Genomic DNA, 15,077 nt, shown 5'->3' with positions numbered 1-15,077 from the left:
TTAGAGTGGCGGCTGTTTTCAATACCCCGGTTTGCAAGAGGAGTGGGTCATGAGCAAAGAATCCTTCGAAAGTCAGCGGGAATTATTCGAGCGCCTGCAGGAACGGCTGGCGTCCGAACGCGACCGCTTGGCGCAGTGGCAGTCGATCGAAGCCGATTACCAGCGCAAATACACCGAGACGCTGCGGCCCCTCGAAGAAAAGCTCAACCAGCTTCGTTACAAGCTGGTGCTGTGCTTTGATCATGCGTACAAGGAAATGGGCCTGTCCAAGGCCGAGCGCGAATTCGTTTCTGAACTGGTCACGGAGTTTTCGGAAGAACTGCTGGTCCTGGCAACCAAGAGCGAGCTGCCTGCCGGCTGCGACACCGCGCGCCTCAAGACGCTTTACAAGAAGCACCGCGGGTCGGATTACGACGCCAACCTGGCCGAACTGACGGAAAGCGCGGGCCAGGAACTCGCCGATGCGCTGGATCTGGACGTTGCCGATCTGGCCTCGATGTCGCCCATGCAGTTGCTGCAGATCATCCAGGACCAGTATGACGACGAGGACGCGGAAGAACTGCTGGAGTACGCGCGCGTCGTCAAGATTCCGGCCGTGACGAATGACATCGCGTGGCAGGCCTTGCAAGAGGCCGAGCAGGTGCGCCTGGCGCAGTCCACGGCCAACGATGAATCGATGATCGACCTGCTGGGAGACCGCGACATTCCCGACGATGAGCTGGACTCTGTCAACGCGTCGCTGATCCTCGAGCTGGACGAAGTGCTGAGCCAGCTTCAGTTCGCCGAAGAAGGCTTCAAGCTGCGCTACGAACTGGACGTGTTCGCCACGTTCGAACCCGATACGGTAATGGGCGAACTGGACGACGACATCAAGGACATCCAGGAGTACATCCAGGAACTGGAGCACGAGATCATGCAGTTCTCGGATGAATCCCTGCTCAAGGCGTGGATCAAGGCGATGCGCCGGGAAGTGGCCGCGATGGAGCGGCGCGAAGATCGGTCCTGACGCGTCTCAGCCTTTCGGCCGCGACACCGGCATCACCCGCATGACCGGCGCGGCCTGCTTGGCCGCCGCATCCGCGCGCGGCCGGATCATCATCGGGAAGAACCGCCACAGGTACAGTCCCAGCGCCAGCGCCCACGCGGTGGCGGACGCATGCAGCAGTCCCAGTGTTGCGGCGGTGGGCAACAGCGCCGCCAGCCGCAGCAATGCCGCCAGGATCATCAGCGCGTAGCTCAGGACCATGCTGCGGTCCGTGTGCAGCGGCCGGCCAAGGTGGCCCAGCGCGGTGCGCGTCACCATGCCCAGGATCAGCACGGAAAACCCTGCCACGCCAATCACGTGCGCCGGCCACGCCTGCCGGACGACGAAGCCCGCCAATTGCGCCGCGCCGACCAGCAGCCCGATGCCCAGGCCCAGATACCCGGCATAGAGAATCCACAGAAGCGGCACGCGCCGCACGGCCCACGGCTTCCAGGACACCCACTGCACCAGCGCGATCACGCCGCTGGCCGCCAACGCCGCCGCGGCCACTTGCTGCACCCCGGCCAGCAGGCAGGCGATGGCAATGACGCCGAACCCAAGCTGCCAATGGCCGCTCTTGGTGTGGGGAGGGATGTCCAGGCCCGCGACGGCGCGCTTGGCGAAGAAAGGCATGACCCGCCGGGCGATCAGCAACGTCAGCACGGCCATCGACAGCAGTCCGGCATTGAAAAAGCGCATCAACGTGACGTAATCGCCCTGTACCGTCGCCCACAGATACAGCCCGTTGGTCGCGCCGAGCGCCAGCAGCAGCAAGGGAACGCCATAGTTGCGCTGGTTGCGTGTCACGGCGACGGCGCGTCCCAGCGCCCCAGCCGCCCACAGAAAGAAGAGCAGATCGGCAGCCGCCGCAACGGCGAATGCCGGGCGGCCCGGCACCAGATAGCCCACCCGCGCCACGATCCATAACCCGCACAGGGCCGCCAGCGGGTTGCCGCGCAGCGGATTCTTGCCCGTCCAGTTGGCGCCCGCCGTCAGCAGAAACCCCACGGCAATGGTGGCGACAAAGCCCCACAGCATTTCATGCGCGTGCCAGAACATGCCATTCAGCACGCCGGTCAGGCGCGCCGGCGCATGCACCCACAGCAGCACGGAGAACAGGGCCCAAAAACAGCCCGCCAGGTACAGCGGGCGAAATCCCATCTCGGTGAAAGCGCGCCATTCGGGCGGTGCGGGGCGCGGCTTCTTTGCGGGTTCTTCAATGGAAAGCAGGGTGCTCATGATGTAGCCAGTGCGCGCAGGGTGCGCCGCGTTGCGGGTTTGAACGTGTATTTGAAATACATATTACTGCTGGCGGCATCCGGGCGCGACTTGCCTGCTTGATCCAGCGCAAGGCTGTCCGGAACACCCGCATGACTAGGCACTTCGGAAATGGCCCTTTGGTCGGCTGGGGAATGGTGAGTGAAGGGTGGCCTCCTTAGGCTACCCACATACGCATTTGTCAGCAAAAAGCGAGACCAACCATGGCAGCACATCAATTCTCGGCCGGCGCGCCGATGCGGGTCCTGATATCCAGTACGTTTGCCTTCACCATCTGTTTCGCGGTGTGGATGATCTTCGCCGTGCTGGGCATTCCCATAAAAACCCAGCTCGGCCTGTCTGAAACGCAATTCGGCCTGCTGGCCGCCATGCCGGTCCTGACCGGTTCCCTCGTGCGCGTGCCGCTGGGCATCTGGACCGACCGCTACGGCGGCCGTCCCGTGTTCTTCGTGCTGATGTTGCTGGCAGTGGTGCCGATCTGGCTGCTGTCGTACGCCACGGAATACTGGCAGTTCCTGGTGCTGGCGCTGTTCGTCGGCCTGACCGGCGGCTCGTTCTCGGTGGGTACGCCCTACGTGGCGCGCTGGTTCCCGCGCAACAAGCAGGGCCTGGCCATGGGCGTCTTTGGCGCCGGCAACTCGGGTTCGGCCATCACCAAATTCGTGGCGCCCGCACTGATCGCCGCGGCCGCCGGATCGTGGGTCATCGTGCCGCAGGTGTACGCCGTGGCGCTGCTAGTCACCGCGATCCTGTTCTGGATGTTCTCGTCGTCCGATCCCTCGCACCGCGTTGCGGGCGGCGCATCCTTGTCGGCCCAGTTCGCCATGCTGAAGGACCCGCGCGTCTGGCGCTATTGCCAGTACTACTCGGTCGTGTTCGGCGGCTACGTTGCCCTGGCGCTGTGGATGACCAAGTACTACATCGGCGAATACGGCTTCGACATGAAGCTGGCCGCGCTGTTGGCCGCATGTTTCTCGCTGCCCGGCGGCGTGCTGCGCGCGGTCGGCGGCTGGATCTCCGACCGCTACGGCGCCTACAAGACCACGTGGTGGGTGATGTGGGTGTGCTGGGTCGCGTTCTTCCTGCTGAGCTACCCGCAAACCGAATTCACCGTCATGACCGCCGGCGGCCCGCGTTCCTTCGGCATCGCGCTCGGTCCGGTCACCTTCACCATCCTGCTGTTCATCGTCGGCATCGCCATGGCGATCGGCAAGGCCTCCGTCTTCAAGTTCATTTCTGACGAGTTCAGCGACAACATCGGCGCCGTGTCCGGCATCGTCGGGCTGGCTGGCGGCCTGGGCGGCTTCATTCTTCCCATCATGTTCGGCGTCCTGCTCGACCTGACCGGCATCCGCTCCAGCGCCTTCATGCTGCTGTACGGCACGGTCTGCGTCTCGCTCATCTTCATGCACTTCAGTTTCCGGCCCGAAAGCGCGGCCATCGCGCGGCAGCAAGCCGCCTGACCCACCAACCATCCTGAGAGAATCTCATGTCCACTCAAGTCCTTGCGCGCTGGGAGCCGGATAATCCCGGCTTCTGGAAACAGACCGGCGCGCGTGTCGCCAACCGCAATCTGTGGATCTCGATCCCGGCGCTGATGCTGGCGTTCAGCATCTGGATGCTGTGGAGCGTGGTCGTGGTCAACCTGGACCGCGCCGGCTTCATGCTGTCCAAGAACCAGCTGTTCTGGCTGACGGCGCTGCCCGCGCTGTCGGGCGCCACGCTGCGCATCTTCTACTCGTTCCTCGTGCCCGTCTTCGGCGGGCGCAAATGGACAGCCATCTCCACCGCCTCGCTGCTGATTCCGGCGCTGGGCATGGGCTTCGCGCTGCGCGACCCGACCACCTCGTTCCCCACGCTCCTGATCCTGGCGCTGCTGTGCGGCCTGGGCGGCGGCAACTTCAGCTCCAGCATGGCCAACATCAGCTTCTTCTTCCCCAAGGAAAAGAAGGGCCTGGCCACGGGCCTGAATGCCGGCATCGGAAACCTGGGCGTGTCGCTGGTGCAGTTCGTGGTGCCGGTTGTCATCACGATGGGCGTGTTTGGCGTCGCTGGCGGCGAACCCCAGGTCATCAACGCCAATGGCACCCAGCAGAACCTGTGGCTGCAGAACGCGGGCTTCATCTGGGTGATCCCCATCGCGCTGGCGTCCATCGCCGCGTGGTTCGGCATGAACGACATCGCCGACGCGCGCGCCTCGTTCGCCGATCAGGCCGTCATCTTCAAGCGCAAGCACAACTGGCTGATGTGCTGGCTGTACGTGGGCACGTTCGGGTCGTTCATCGGCTTCTCGGCGGGCTTCGCCATGCTGACCAAGACGCTGTTTCCCACGGTCAATCCCATGGCATACGCCTTCCTGGGACCGCTGGTCGGATCGCTGACGCGTCCCGTGGGCGGCTGGATCTCCGACAAGCTGGGCGGCGCCCGGGTCACGCTCTTCACCTTCGCGGCCATGATCGCCGCGGTGGCGGGCGTCATGGTGTTCCTGCCTGGCGAAGGCCGCCTGGGCGACTTCAACGGGTTCCTCGCCATGTTCATCGTGCTGTTCGCGCTGACGGGCCTGGGCAACGGCTCGACGTTCCGCATGATCCCCGTGATCTTCCTGCGTGAGCGCACGCAGGCCGCGCAGGGCAAGGGCCCGGCCGCGCAAAAGCAGGCCATGACGGAAGCGGCCAAGGAATCGGCCGCCGTGCTGGGCTTTTCCGGCGCCATCGGGGCCTACGGCGGCTTTTTCATCCCGCGCAGCTTCGGCACGTCGCTCGACATGACCGGCAGCGTCCAGACCGCGCTGGTTTGCTTCATCGGCTTCTACGCCACCTGCATGCTGATCACCTGGTGGTTCTACGCGCGCCGCAATGCGCCCGTGCCGTGCTGATCTGCCCGATACGCCGGCCGGTCAGCGCGTTGCGCGCGGTGTGGCCGGCGGCGCGCGACTAGTTCGGTCTACGCGGATAACTAGTCACTCTGCCGAACCCGGGTTGTGCCACCGGCGAATGGTCCGCCAGACAGCCCAGTCCTAAAGTTGCTTCATCAGCATTGATCGCAGTACGCGCCGGCCAGGCCGGCGTTCTTGGAGAAACACAATGAGTCATTTTCTGGACCGGTTGAAGTTCATGTCGCGGGTGAAGTCCACCTTCGCGAACGGTCACGGCGAAACCGTCAACGAGGACCGCAAGTGGGAAAACGCGTACCGCGCCCGCTGGCAGCACGACAAGGTGGTGCGTTCCACCCACGGCGTGAACTGCACCGGCTCCTGCTCCTGGAAGGTCTATGTCAAGAACGGCCTGATCACCTGGGAAACCCAGCAGACCGACTACCCCCGCACCCGTCCTGATCTGCCCAATCATGAGCCGCGTGGCTGTCCGCGCGGCGCCTCGTACAGCTGGTATGTGTACTCGGCGCAACGCGTGAAGTACCCCATGATCCGCGGCCGCCTGATCGAAATGTGGCGCGAAGCCCGCAAGACCATGGATCCCATCGCCGCCTGGGAATGGATCAGCCAGGATCCCAAGCGCGCCAAGCGCTACAAGTCGGTACGCGGCCTGGGCGGCTTTGTCCGCGCCGATTGGGACACCGCCACCGAAATCATTGCTGCCGCCAACGCGCTCACCATCAAGAAGTACGGTCCCGACCGCGTGATCGGCTTCTCGCCGATTCCCGCCATGTCGATGGTCAGTTACGCCGCCGGCGCCCGCTACCTGAGCCTCCTGGGTGGCGCCTGCCTCAGCTTCTACGACTGGTACTGCGATCTTCCCCCCGCCAGCCCCCAGATCTGGGGCGAACAAACTGACGTGCCAGAATCGGCCGACTGGTACAACTCCACCTACCTGATGGTCTGGGGCTCGAACGTCCCGCAGACCCGCACCCCCGACGCGCACTTCTACACCGAAGTCCGCTACAAGGGCACCAAGACCGTGGCCGTGTCCAGCGACTTCGGCGAAATGGTCAAGTTCGGCGACATCTGGCTGGCGCCCAAGCAGGGCACCGACGCCGCGCTTGCCATGGCCATGGGCCACGTCATCCTCAAGGAATTCCACCTCTCGGGCAAGTCGGCCTACTTCACGGACTACGTGCGTCGCTACACCGACATGCCGATGCTGGTGCAGCTCAAGGAACGCGACGGCTTCTACGCCCCTGACCACTTCCTGCGCGCCTCGCAGCTCGACAACGCGCTCGGCGAACAGAACAACCCCGACTGGAAGACGCTGGTCCTGGACGAGTCCACCGGCGATCTGGTCGCGCCCAACGGCAGCATCGGTTTCCGCTGGGGCGAGGGCGCCGTCAACGACGGTGAAAAGGTTGGCCGCTGGAACCTCGAATCCAAGGACGGCGGTTCGGGCCGCGAAATCGTCCCGACGCTGACCCTCCTGGGCCAGTCGGACGACGTGGTCGGCGTGGGCTTCCCGTACTTCGGCAGCGAACACGACGAACTCCTCGTGCGCAACGTGCCCGCCCGCCGCATCCGCCTGGCCGACGGCACCGAGGCGCTGGTCGCCACGGTGTATGACCTGCAAATGGCCAACTACGGCCTTGATCGCGGCCTGGGCGGCGGCAACGTCGCAACTTCGTACGACGACGACGTTCCCTACACGCCCGCCTGGCAGGAAAAGCACACCAGCGTGCCGCGCGCGCAGGTCATCCAGGTGGCGCGCGAATTCGCCCAGAACGCGCACGACACCGAAGGCAAGTCCATGGTCATCGTCGGCGCCGGCCTGAACCACTGGTACCACATGGACATGATCTACCGCGGCATCATCAACATGCTGATGATGTGCGGTTGCGTCGGCAAGAGCGGCGGCGGCTGGGCGCACTATGTGGGCCAGGAAAAGCTGCGTCCGCAGTTCGGCTGGGCGCCCCTGGCGTTCGCCGCGGACTGGGTCCGCCCGCCGCGTCAGATGAACGGCACCTCGTTCTTCTACGCCCACACCAGCCAATGGCGCCACGAAAAGCTGAACGTGCAGGAAGTGCTCGGCCCCACCGCCGACCGCGCCAAGTACGGCGAACTCAGCATGATCGACCTGAACGCCCGCGCCGAGCGCATGGGCTGGCTGCCGTCGGCGCCGCAGCTGCGGACCAATCCGCTGGACGTGGTGGCGCAGGCCGACAGCCTGGGCAAGGATCCCATCGCCCACGCGGTCGAACAGATGAAGTCGGGCGACCTTCGCATGTCCTGCGAAAATCCGGACGATCCCGCCAACTTCCCGCGCAACATGTTCGTGTGGCGCTCCAACATCCTCGGCTCCAGCGGCAAGGGCCACGAGTATTTCCTGAAGTACCTGCTGGGCACGCAGAACGCGGTGTTCGGCGATGAAGGCGATGCCATCAAGCCCACCGAAGTCACCTACGAGGAAGACGCGGCCGAAGGCAAGCTGGACCTGCTGACGGTGCTGGACTTCCGCATGAGCACCACGTGCCTGTACGGCGACATCGTGCTGCCCACGGCCACCTGGTACGAAAAGGACGACCTCAACACGTCCGACATGCACCCGTTCATCCACCCGCTCAGCGAAGCCGTGCAGCCGCTCTGGGAAAGCAAGACCGACTGGGAAATCTACAAGCTGCTCGCCAAGAAGTTCACCGACATCGGCGGCCCGTACCTCGGCAAGCGCCGCGATCTGGTGCTGACCCCGCTGATGCACGACACCCCGGGAGAACTCGGCCAGGCCTTCGAACCCAAGGACTGGAAGCTGGGCGAATGCGACCTGATCCCCGGCAAGACCGCGCCGTCCATGACGGTGGTTGAACGCGATTACAACGACATCTACCGCAAGTTCACGTCGGTGGGTCCGTTGCTGGACAAGCTGGGCAACGGCGGCAAGGGCATCAACTGGAACACGCAGCACGAGGTCCACGAGCTGGCCGGCATCAACGACAGCGTCACCGAAGCCGGCGTCAGCCAGGGCCGTCCGCGTCTGGACACGGCCATCGATGCCGCTGAAATGATCCTGACCTTCGCACCGGAAACCAACGGCCACGTGTCGGTCAAGGCGTGGGAAGCGCTGGGCAAAATCACCGGACGCGACCACACGCACCTTGCCGTCGGCCGCGAGCACGACAAGATCCGCTTCCGCGACATCCAGGCGCAGCCGCGCAAGATCATTTCGGCGCCCACCTGGTCTGGCCTGGAAAGCGAAGAGGTCAGCTACAACGCCGGCTATACCAACGTCCATGAACTGATCCCATGGCGCACCCTGACGGGCCGCCAGCAGTTCTACCAGGATCACCGCTGGATGCTGGACTTTGGCGAAGGCTCGTGCGTGTACAAGCCCGCCATCGACACCAAGACGGTTGCGCCCATGCTGGGCAAGTACCCCAACGGCGAAAAGGAACTGGTCCTGAACTGGATCACGCCGCACCAGAAGTGGGGCATCCACAGCACGTATTCGGACAACCTGCGCATGCTGACCCTGAGCCGCGGCGGCCCCCACGTGTGGGTGTCCGAAGCCGAGGCCAAGCAGGCCGGTCTGGTCGACAACGACTGGGTCGAAGTGTTCAACGTCAACGGCACGCTGACCGCCCGGGTGGTCGTGAGCCAGCGCGTGCCGGTCGGCATGTGCCTGATGTACCACGCCCAGGAAAAGATCGTGAACGTGCCGGGCGCTGAAACCAGCGGCAAGCGCGGCGGCATCCACAACTCGGTCACGCGCACGGTGCTCAAGCCCACGCACATGATCGGCGGCTACGCCCAGCAGGCCTACGGTTTCAACTACTACGGCACCGTGGGCGCCAACCGCGACGAATTCGTGGTCGTGCGCAAGATGAAGAAGGTGGACTGGCTGGAAGGCCCGCTCGTCGAAGAACTGCAACAAGAAGAGAAGCAATCATGAGGATACGCGCCCAAATCGGCATGGTGCTGAACCTGGACAAGTGCATTGGCTGCCACACTTGCTCGGTCACCTGCAAGAACGTCTGGACCAGCCGCGACGGTGTCGAGTATGCCTGGTTCAACAACGTGGAAACCAAGCCCGGCATCGGCTATCCGAAAGAATGGGAAAACCAGGAAAAGTGGAAGGGCGGCTGGAGCCGCACGGCCGCCGGCAAGCTGGAACCGCGTCAAGGCGGCAAGCTGCGCATCCTGGCCAACCTGTTCGCCAACCCGAACCTGCCCGCCATCGACGACTACTACGAGCCGTTCACCTACGACTACGAGCACCTGAAGAACGCGCCGCTGTCGCAAACGCCGCCCACCGCGCGTCCGGTGTCGGTGCTGACGGGCAAGAAGATGGACAAGATCCATTGGGGCCCCAACTGGGAAGACGACCTGGGCGGCGAATTCAGCTCGCGCAGCCGCGACGCCCTGTTTGAAGGCGTGCAGAAGGAGATGTACTCGACCTTCGAGAACACCTTCATGATGTACCTGCCGCGCCTGTGCGAACACTGCCTGAACCCGGCCTGTGTCGCCAGCTGCCCGTCCGGCTCCATCTACAAGCGCGAAGACGACGGCATCGTCCTGGTCGACCAGGACAAGTGCCGCGGCTGGCGCATGTGCATCTCGGGCTGCCCGTACAAGAAGATCTACTACAACTGGAACAGCGGCAAGGCCGAGAAGTGCACGTTCTGCTACCCGCGCATCGAGGCCGGCCAGCCGACCGTGTGCTCGGAAACCTGCGTGGGCCGCATCCGCTACCTGGGCGTGCTGCTGTACGACGCCGACCAGATCGAGAACGCCGCGTCCACCGCGAACGAGCAGGACCTCTACCAGTCGCAGCTCGACCTGTTCCTGGATCCGCATTCGCCCGAGGTGATCGCCGCGGCGCGCGAGCAGGGCATCCCGGAATCGTGGCTGGAAGCCGCGCGCAACTCGCCCGTCTACAAGATGGCCGTTGAATGGAAGGTCGCCTTCCCGCTGCATCCGGAGTACCGCACGCTGCCGATGGTCTGGTACATCCCGCCGCTGTCGCCCATCCAGACGGCCGCTGAATCGGGCAAGATGCCCCAGCGCACCGTGGGCAAGAGCGGCATGATTCCGGACGTGTCGACCTTGCGCATCCCCGTGCGCTACCTGGCCAACCTGCTGACCGCTGGCAAGGAAGCGCCGGTGCTGCAGGCCCTGGAACGCATGTTGGCCATGCGCGCCTTCAAGCGGTCCGAGACCGTCCACGGCGAACGCGACACGGCCTTGCTCGATCAGGTCGGCCTGACCGAGGAAACGGTGCAGGACATGTACCGCATCATGGCCATCGCCAACTACGAAGACCGCTTCGTCGTCCCCAGCAGCCACAAGGAAGTGGTTGAGGACAGCTTCAACGAGAAGGGAAGTTGCGGCTTCACCTTTGGCAACGGCTGCTCGGGCGGCGTGTCGGAAGGCACCCTGTTCGGCCGCAAGCCGCAGGGCAGCGAGATCTTCATCGAGATGCCCAAGTCGCGCAAGAAGGCCGTTTCGGCCTGAGGAAAGGAAAACATCATGAGCCTGTACCGACTGCTTTCCGCCATGCTGTGCTACCCCGAGCCGGAGCTGCTGGACTACCTGGGTGAACTGGAAGAGGCCCTGGCGGCCTATCCGGACGCCGAGGAAACCCTGCAGCCCCTGGTGAGCTACCTGGCCTCCAACGACCTGATTCCCTTGCAAGAGAACTACGTCGCCACCTTTGACCGCAACCGCTCGCATTCGCTGCACCTGTTCGAGCACGTGCACGGCGAAAGCCGCGATCGCGGCCAGGCCATGGTGGATCTGCTGGAAACCTACCGCGCCCACGGCTTCGAGCCGATGGTGTCCGAACTGCCGGACCACGTACCTCTGTTCCTGGAATTCCTGGGGGTCATCGACCCCGACAAGGCCCAGGAATTGCTGGACGAAGCCATCCACGTGCTGGCGGCCATCGGCGCACGGCTGGCCAAGAGCGAAAGCTCCTATGCCTGCGTCTTTGCCGTGCTGCGCGCCCAGTCCCGCGTCATTCCGCGCGTGCAGACCGAGGCGCCGGTGCGCGACATGGACGAGGCAATGGAGGCCTTCGGGGCCGGCCCGGACGGCGTGGAACCGCTGCTGCGGCCGTTCTCGGGGGGCGGCGCACAGCCCGTGCACTTCCATCCCCGTTCCGCCGCGACTCATTAATGCCCAGGACGACGCATCATGAACTCCCTGAACCAGTTTCTTTTCGGCATCTATCCGTACATCGCGCTGACCATCTTCCTGCTCGGCAGCCTGGCGCGCTTTGAACGCGAGCAATACACCTGGAAGTCCGACAGCTCGCAACTGCTGCACCGCGGCCAGTTGCGGCTGGGCAACATCCTTTTCCACATCGGCATCATCGGCCTGTTCTTCGGGCATCTTGTCGGCCTGTTGACCCCCGTCATCGTGTGGGACACGCTGGGCGTCTCGCACTCGCTCAAGCAGACCGTCGCCATGGTGGCCGGCGGCGTGATGGGCGGGCTGTGCCTGATCGGCCTGCTCATCCTGATTCACCGTCGCCTGACCGATCCGCGCATTGCACACGCCACGCGCCCGGGCGACAAGATCCTGCTGCTCTGGATCCTGGTGACCCTGCTGCTGGGCCTGTCCACGATCGTGCTGTCGGCTGGCCACATGGACGGCGAAATGATGGTGCACCTGATGACCTGGGCGCAGCACATCGTCACGTTCCAGGGCGACGCCGCCAGCTACATCGCCGGCGTGCCGCTGCTCTTCAAGGCGCACCTGTTCATGGGTCTCACGCTGTTCGTGATCTTCCCGTTCACCCGCCTGGTGCACGTCTGGAGCGGCTTTGCGTCGATCGGCTACCTAGGCCGCGCCTGGCAACTCGTCCGTCCGCGCTGATCCACTGTCTTAGGAGCCGAACATGCCTGTCATCGTCAATGGCGTCGAACTGAACGACGCGGATCTGGAACGTGAACTTCCCTTGCACGCCGAGGCCGGCAATCCCATGCGCGAGGCCGTCACGGCCCTGGTGCTGCGGCGTGTGCTGCTGGACGAGGCCGGCCGGCAAGGTCTGGACGTGTCCGACGAGGAAAGCGCGATCGGCGCGCTGCTCGCCAGCCAGGCGCCGGCGCCCGAAGCCGACGACCAGGCGTGCCGGCGCTTTTATCAGATGCACCCCGAGCGCTTCATGGTGGGTGAACTGGTCGAGGCCGACCACATCCTGTTCCAGGTCACGCCCGACGTGAACCTGGACATGCTGAAGGCGCATGCCAACGTGGTGCTGACCGAGCTGCTGGCCGATCCCTCCCGGTTCGCGGAGGTTGCCCGCGAGCAGTCCAATTGCCCGTCCGCTGCGGTGGGCGGCAACCTGGGTCAACTCGGCCGCGGCGACACCGTGCCCGAGTTCGAACGCGCGGTGTTTGCGTTGCCCTCGGGTGGGCTGCTGCCGCAGTTGCTGCAAACGCGGCATGGCCTGCACATCGTGCGCGTCACACGCCGCGTTGAAGGCCGCCTCTTGCCTTACGAGCACGTCGCAAAGCAGATTGCGACGGCGCTCACCACCATGAGCCGCGACACCGCCTGGCGGCAATACACCAAGCTGCTGGTCGGGCGCGCCAAGATCTCCGGCATTGACCTGGACGACGGCGAACCCGAACGGGTCTTCGCCGGGAGCGCCGCATGATGGACGAGCCAGCCCCTGCCGTATTGGCGGACGGCTTCGGCCGCCGCATCGACTACCTGCGCGTCTCCGTCACCGATCGCTGTGATCTGCGTTGCAGCTATTGCCTGCCCAAGGACTTCAAGGGCTTTGAGACGCCGGCCAACTGGATGTCCCACGACGAAATGGCGCGGCTGGTCGGGTTGTTCGTGGGCCTGGGCGTGGCCAAGGTCAGACTCACCGGCGGCGAACCGCTGCTGCGCAAGGGCGTGGCCGGGCTGGCCGCCACCATCGCCGCCATGCCCGGACTGCGCGACCTGTCCGTGTCCACCAACGCCACCCAGCTTGTGCGCCATGCCCAGTCGCTGCGTGCGGCCGGCGTGAGCCGCCTGAACATCAGCCTGGATACATTGGACGCCGCGGCGTTCTCGCAGATCACCGGGCGCGACTGTCTGGATTCCGTGCTGGCCGGGCTGGCGGCCGCGCGGCAAGCCGGCTTTTCGCCGATCAAGCTCAATAGCGTGGTGCATGCGGCCACGCCGGAATCCGAAGTCCGCCGCTTGCTGTCGTATGCCGTGGAGCAGGGCTTCGTGCTGCGGCTGATCGAACCCATGCCCATGGGCGAATGCGGTCGCGGCTATACGCATACCGATCTGAACGCGATGGGCGCCCGTCTTGCGGCCGATGCTGGCCTGGTGCCGTCGTTGTCCGAATCCCGCAACGGCCCGGCGCGCTACTGGACAAGCGGGCAGGGCGCGCCGGTGCTGGGCGTCATCACACCCATGTCGCGCCATTTCTGCGCCACTTGCAACCGCGTGCGGCTGGGCGTCGATGGCACCTTATATCTGTGCCTGGGCCAGGAAGACCAGGTGCCGCTCGGACATCTGCTGCGCGCGGGCGCCAGCGACGCCGAGCTCATCCAGGCCATCCGGGTAGGCATCGCGGCCAAGCCGGAGCGCCATGACTTCAACGCCCGGCCCGAACGCATCGTGCGCTTCATGGCGCAAACGGGAGGCTGATATGCAAGATCTTGAACGACTCGTCGGCGGCTTCCAGCGCTTTCAGCAGCAATATTACGAAGACGCACCAATGCTGTACCGCAACCTGCGCGACGGCCAGCATCCCAGCACGCTGTTGATCGGCTGTTGCGATTCCCGGGTGGATCCGGCCATGCTGCTGGGGTGTGACCCCGGCGACATCTTCACCGTGCGCAATGTGGCGAATCTGGTGCCGCCGTGCAGCAAGGACCGCGGCCTGCAGGGCGTCCTGGCGGCCATCCAGTTTGCCGTCGAGCAATTGCAGGTCAGCCGCATCATCGTGCTGGGCCACGCGCAATGTGGCGGCATCCGCGCCCTGATGGAACGGCGCATCCGCCGCGACGGTGAAACCGACTATCTGGGACGCTGGATGGACATCGCAGAACCGGCGCGCGAGCAGGTGCTGCGGCAGATGCCGGATGCCTCGAAAGAAGAGCGCCGGCGCGCCTGCGAACAGGCTTCCATCCTGATTTCCCTTCGCAATCTTGAAGACCTGCCTTTCGTGAGGCGGGCGGTCGACGCGGGCAGCCTGTCACTGCATGGCTGGTACTTCGACCTGGTGGCGGGCGCTTTGCTGGCATACTCCCCGCGGGCAGACACGTTTTTGCCCATCGTGTGCCCCTTGCTGACGGAACCTGCCCTCGTATGACTCCTGTATTCGGTATCGCCGGCCGCTCCGGCAGCGGCAAAACCACCCTGATCGAAGCGATGCTGCCGCTGCTTGGCGCCCGCGGCCTGCGCGTGAACGTCATCAAGCACAGCCATCACGACTTCCGGATGGAGCCGCCGGGCAAGGACAGCGCGCGATTCCGCACCGCCGGCGCGCAGGAGGTCATGATCGCTTCGCCGTACCGGTATGCCATCGTGCACGAGCTGCGCGACGCGCCGGAACCCACCCTGGAGGCGCAACTGGCGCGCCTGTCGCCCGCCGATCTGGTGTTGGTCGAAGGCTTCAAGCAGGCCGCGATCCCGCGCATCGAGGTCTACCGCCCGGCGTTGGGCAAACCGCCCCTGCACACGGAAGACCCTGCATTTCTGGCGGTCGTGACCGACGCGCCGCTGGACATCGACTTGCCCTGCCTGCCGCTGAACGATCCTGCCCAGGTGGCGGATTTTCTGTGCCGCACGCTTGGACTGCGTTGATCGCGTGAGTGACGCAATGGGCACGCGTGCGCCGGATTGCTGGCGGGAAGCGACTACACTGACACCCGAACTGCGCTTCCA

12 protein-coding genes are annotated in these 15,077 nt (G+C 64.7%); 11 read left to right on the top strand and 1 reads right to left on the bottom strand.

The window, feature by feature from the left end:
- Nucleotides 1-49: 49 nt before the first annotated feature.
- A complete protein-coding gene (locus AB3147_RS15280) occupies nt 50-1,006 on the top strand; it encodes a molecular chaperone DnaJ (protein ID WP_367352323.1) in 957 nt (318 codons plus the stop codon).
- Between the two features lie 6 nt (nt 1,007-1,012).
- On the opposite strand, the gene AB3147_RS15275 is transcribed toward AB3147_RS15280, so the two are convergent.
- Nucleotides 1,013-2,263 (bottom strand): NnrS family protein, encoded by a 1,251-nt coding sequence (locus AB3147_RS15275; RefSeq protein WP_367352322.1) that lies wholly within the window; start codon nt 2,261-2,263, stop codon nt 1,013-1,015.
- Between the two features lie 242 nt (nt 2,264-2,505).
- Here AB3147_RS15275 and AB3147_RS15270 point away from each other — a divergent pair, with 242 nt between their 5' ends.
- The 10 genes from AB3147_RS15270 to mobB all read left to right on the top strand — a co-directional run bounded on the left by AB3147_RS15270 (nt 2,506) and on the right by mobB (nt 14,996).
- Entirely contained in the window at nt 2,506-3,765 is a 1,260-nt protein-coding gene (locus AB3147_RS15270) for an MFS transporter (RefSeq protein WP_367352321.1), read from the top strand.
- Between the two features lie 26 nt (nt 3,766-3,791).
- The gene (locus tag AB3147_RS15265) at nt 3,792-5,177 is read left to right on the top strand and encodes a NarK family nitrate/nitrite MFS transporter (RefSeq protein ID WP_175136319.1); all 1,386 of its coding nucleotides are present in this window, start codon (nt 3,792-3,794) and stop codon (nt 5,175-5,177) included.
- Between the two features lie 208 nt (nt 5,178-5,385).
- Nucleotides 5,386-9,129 carry a nitrate reductase subunit alpha gene (locus tag AB3147_RS15260; protein WP_175136320.1) on the top strand — a complete coding sequence of 1,248 codons (3,744 nt, stop codon included), beginning with the start codon at nt 5,386-5,388 and terminating at the stop codon, nt 9,127-9,129.
- A complete protein-coding gene (gene narH / locus AB3147_RS15255; protein ID WP_175121297.1) occupies nt 9,126-10,691 on the top strand; it encodes a nitrate reductase subunit beta in 1,566 nt (521 codons plus the stop codon). Before AB3147_RS15260 ends, narH begins: the two co-directional genes overlap by 4 nt.
- Nucleotides 10,692-10,706: 15 nt before the next feature.
- On the top strand, nt 10,707-11,354 hold the full coding sequence (gene narJ, locus AB3147_RS15250) for a nitrate reductase molybdenum cofactor assembly chaperone (protein WP_367352320.1): 648 nt from the start codon (nt 10,707-10,709) through the stop codon (nt 11,352-11,354).
- Between the two features lie 18 nt (nt 11,355-11,372).
- Nucleotides 11,373-12,056 (top strand): respiratory nitrate reductase subunit gamma, encoded by a 684-nt coding sequence (gene narI / locus AB3147_RS15245; RefSeq protein WP_367352319.1) that lies wholly within the window; start codon nt 11,373-11,375, stop codon nt 12,054-12,056.
- Between the two features lie 22 nt (nt 12,057-12,078).
- Nucleotides 12,079-12,840, top strand: a complete 762-nt coding sequence (locus tag AB3147_RS15240) for a peptidylprolyl isomerase (RefSeq protein ID WP_175183638.1) — start codon at nt 12,079-12,081, stop codon at nt 12,838-12,840.
- On the top strand, nt 12,837-13,835 hold the full coding sequence (moaA, locus tag AB3147_RS15235) for a GTP 3',8-cyclase MoaA (protein WP_175121301.1): 999 nt from the start codon (nt 12,837-12,839) through the stop codon (nt 13,833-13,835). The genes AB3147_RS15240 and moaA overlap by 4 nt, the downstream gene beginning before the upstream one ends.
- A 1-nt stretch (nt 13,836) precedes the next feature.
- Nucleotides 13,837-14,502, top strand: a complete 666-nt coding sequence (locus tag AB3147_RS15230; protein WP_175121302.1) for a carbonic anhydrase — start codon at nt 13,837-13,839, stop codon at nt 14,500-14,502.
- Nucleotides 14,499-14,996, top strand: a complete 498-nt coding sequence (gene mobB / locus AB3147_RS15225) for a molybdopterin-guanine dinucleotide biosynthesis protein B (RefSeq protein ID WP_367352318.1) — start codon at nt 14,499-14,501, stop codon at nt 14,994-14,996. Before AB3147_RS15230 ends, mobB begins: the two co-directional genes overlap by 4 nt.
- Nucleotides 14,997-15,077: the final 81 nt, after the last annotated feature.

The organism is Achromobacter animicus (assembly GCF_040775605.1).
In the GTDB taxonomy this organism is placed as follows: Bacteria; Pseudomonadota; Gammaproteobacteria; order Burkholderiales; family Burkholderiaceae_B; genus Achromobacter; species Achromobacter animicus.
The sequence above is the reverse complement of the archived record's forward strand: the minus strand, read 5'-3'. Positions and strand labels throughout refer to the sequence as shown.

Excerpts from the sequence above, each read along its gene's own strand:
- narI (WP_367352319.1), top strand. The coding sequence starts at position 11,373 with ATGAACTCCCTGAACCAGTTTCTTTTCGGCATCTATCCGTACATCGCG.
- mobB (WP_367352318.1), top strand. The coding sequence starts at position 14,499 with ATGACTCCTGTATTCGGTATCGCCGGCCGCTCCGGCAGCGGCAAAACC.
- AB3147_RS15230 (WP_175121302.1), top strand. The coding sequence starts at position 13,837 with ATGCAAGATCTTGAACGACTCGTCGGCGGCTTCCAGCGCTTTCAGCAG.
- narJ (WP_367352320.1), top strand. The coding sequence starts at position 10,707 with ATGAGCCTGTACCGACTGCTTTCCGCCATGCTGTGCTACCCCGAGCCG.
- AB3147_RS15240 (WP_175183638.1), top strand. The coding sequence starts at position 12,079 with ATGCCTGTCATCGTCAATGGCGTCGAACTGAACGACGCGGATCTGGAA.
- AB3147_RS15265 (WP_175136319.1), top strand. The coding sequence starts at position 3,792 with ATGTCCACTCAAGTCCTTGCGCGCTGGGAGCCGGATAATCCCGGCTTC.
- AB3147_RS15280 (WP_367352323.1), top strand. The coding sequence starts at position 50 with ATGAGCAAAGAATCCTTCGAAAGTCAGCGGGAATTATTCGAGCGCCTG.
- AB3147_RS15275 (WP_367352322.1), bottom strand. The coding sequence starts at position 2,263 with ATGAGCACCCTGCTTTCCATTGAAGAACCCGCAAAGAAGCCGCGCCCC.
- moaA (WP_175121301.1), top strand. The coding sequence starts at position 12,837 with ATGATGGACGAGCCAGCCCCTGCCGTATTGGCGGACGGCTTCGGCCGC.
- AB3147_RS15260 (WP_175136320.1), top strand. The coding sequence starts at position 5,386 with ATGAGTCATTTTCTGGACCGGTTGAAGTTCATGTCGCGGGTGAAGTCC.
- AB3147_RS15270 (WP_367352321.1), top strand. The coding sequence starts at position 2,506 with ATGGCAGCACATCAATTCTCGGCCGGCGCGCCGATGCGGGTCCTGATA.
- narH (WP_175121297.1), top strand. The coding sequence starts at position 9,126 with ATGAGGATACGCGCCCAAATCGGCATGGTGCTGAACCTGGACAAGTGC.